1 protein-coding gene is annotated in these 1,844 nt (G+C 40.2%); it reads right to left on the bottom strand.

Annotation, left to right across the window (positions count from 1 at the left end):
- Positions 1 to 249 precede the first annotated feature (249 nt).
- A complete protein-coding gene (locus tag ABMY42_RS26260) occupies positions 250 to 1,080 on the bottom strand; it encodes a DUF5677 domain-containing protein (RefSeq protein WP_349266982.1) in 831 nt (276 codons plus the stop codon).
- Positions 1,081 to 1,844: the final 764 nt, after the last annotated feature.

Here is a 1,844-nt window from a genome sequence, read left to right as displayed (position 1 = left end):
GATAAAACTCCATTTCTCCTTGTTGTATACCAGATGCTGACTTCGCTAAAACTGTAGCACTTTTGTAAAAGCGCCGAATACTTGCTTCGACGTGACTCATATCAATGTTCATATACCTCCTAACGCCCTGTTAAGGTGTGAGCAACGCAATACCCAAGCTGCTGCATACCACCTTAAACACTAAAACCAACGCATAGTAAAAATGCCACGCGTTGCGAATCACTCTTAAACAGTTTGTTAAATTTCGAATTACTGCCGAGCTTCATGAGCTAAACCTGACTCTTCTGCTGCCAGATTAAAAATATTGTCCGCTTCTTCATAAGCATCACTCAAGTCAACACCGTGCTCTCGAAAGCAAAACAACAATGTGCCAATAGCGCTACTAGCCATAAAGTAAAGAAACGATAAACTATTAAACTTCTGTTTATTTTGATCAGCGGCACTATCCAAATCCGTGCCGGGAACAAATATGCCTAAATGGAAAAGAGCGCCATACAACGTACCGTGTAATGCTTCGGAAGCATCAGCGTATATCATTAGGACGTGAAGCAATAAATTTTTCCCCGATTTCTTGTCCAAGAAATCAGCTCTTTTATCAATGTTAAGTTTTGTCCAACGCGGAATTTCACGCCCATTTGGACTAGTAAAGCGCTCAACCGCTTTACTGTAATCTTCAGACAATTGATAGTTCTCGTTTGCGAAGTTAAGTCTTACTTTCTCCACACCGTCAATCTCGATTTTCCGTGATAGGCTTCTGGCGGCTTTGTTCTTTGTGTATTCGACAAATGAGGAATATTCCTCTTCTGATGAGTACAGCAAGTAACTCAAATTTATAACCCTTTCCAATAATGCACGAGAAATTACATAACACTGATTTATTCGAGAATGAGTCGCCAAAATATCTAACGAAATCGAATCTTCAATGATTGCAGCGAGTAATGGATATAGTTTAATTGGTCTTTCAAAACCACAATTTCTAATATTAATTTCATGAGTATGAAGAATTTCTATGTGCTTCTTAAAGCACTCTCGCCATAGAAGCATACCCTCTTCAGTTTCCATATCTTTAAATTGTGTCATCGATACCTCATCGAAATTTAACGCCCTGCTAAGGGGTGAGCAACGCAATACCAATGCTACCGCAAACCACCTTAATCACTAAATTCAACGCATAGTAAAAATGCCACGCGTTGCGAATCCCTCTTGAGCAGTTTGTTAGTCGCGAGGCACCGAGCGACAATTTTAAGCCGAACTAAACTTTGCGAACAACAAACTTTATGTGCTTTGATGCATTTAAGTCAGGCGTAGTCTCAAAGCGGCTACTCAATGAAACCACTTGAAACATAAAACGCCGGAGAAAACGGACTGACAACACCAAAAAGCGCTTTTGGAAAACCAATCTCACAGTGCGGACTTTCAACAAAGTCACTGAAACCACGTGGAACTTACAACACCAGAGAAAACGTCTTTTCAGCAAGTAAATAAGCCTTTAAACCAACAAACTCACCGAGCAGATTTGCAACCAAAAACAGATTTTCGATTGCCCCGCTCTATCACCACCAAAGAACTAAACAACCGCTTAGAAAATAGCAATGCATTGATTTAGAACCAATGAAAATGAGCTTTGATCGTCGAAGATGGAACTATGAATCAAACAACCAGTAGCCAAGTTTTGATCTTAGAAACATGATTTTGATTGCTAGCTTTTTCTGGCGACTAACGCCTTGTTAAGGGGTGAGCAACGCAATACCAAAGCCGCCGCATACCACCTTAAACACTAAAACTAACGCATAGTAAAAATGCCACGCGTTGCGAATCCCTCTTAAACAATTTGTTATGTGGTT

The sequence above is a fragment of the Vibrio sp. SSH13-20 genome (assembly GCF_040104475.1).
Lineage (GTDB): Bacteria > Pseudomonadota > Gammaproteobacteria > Enterobacterales > Vibrionaceae > Vibrio > Vibrio harveyi.
Note: the sequence above shows the minus strand (reverse complement) of the source record. Positions and strands in the feature narration are given on the sequence as shown.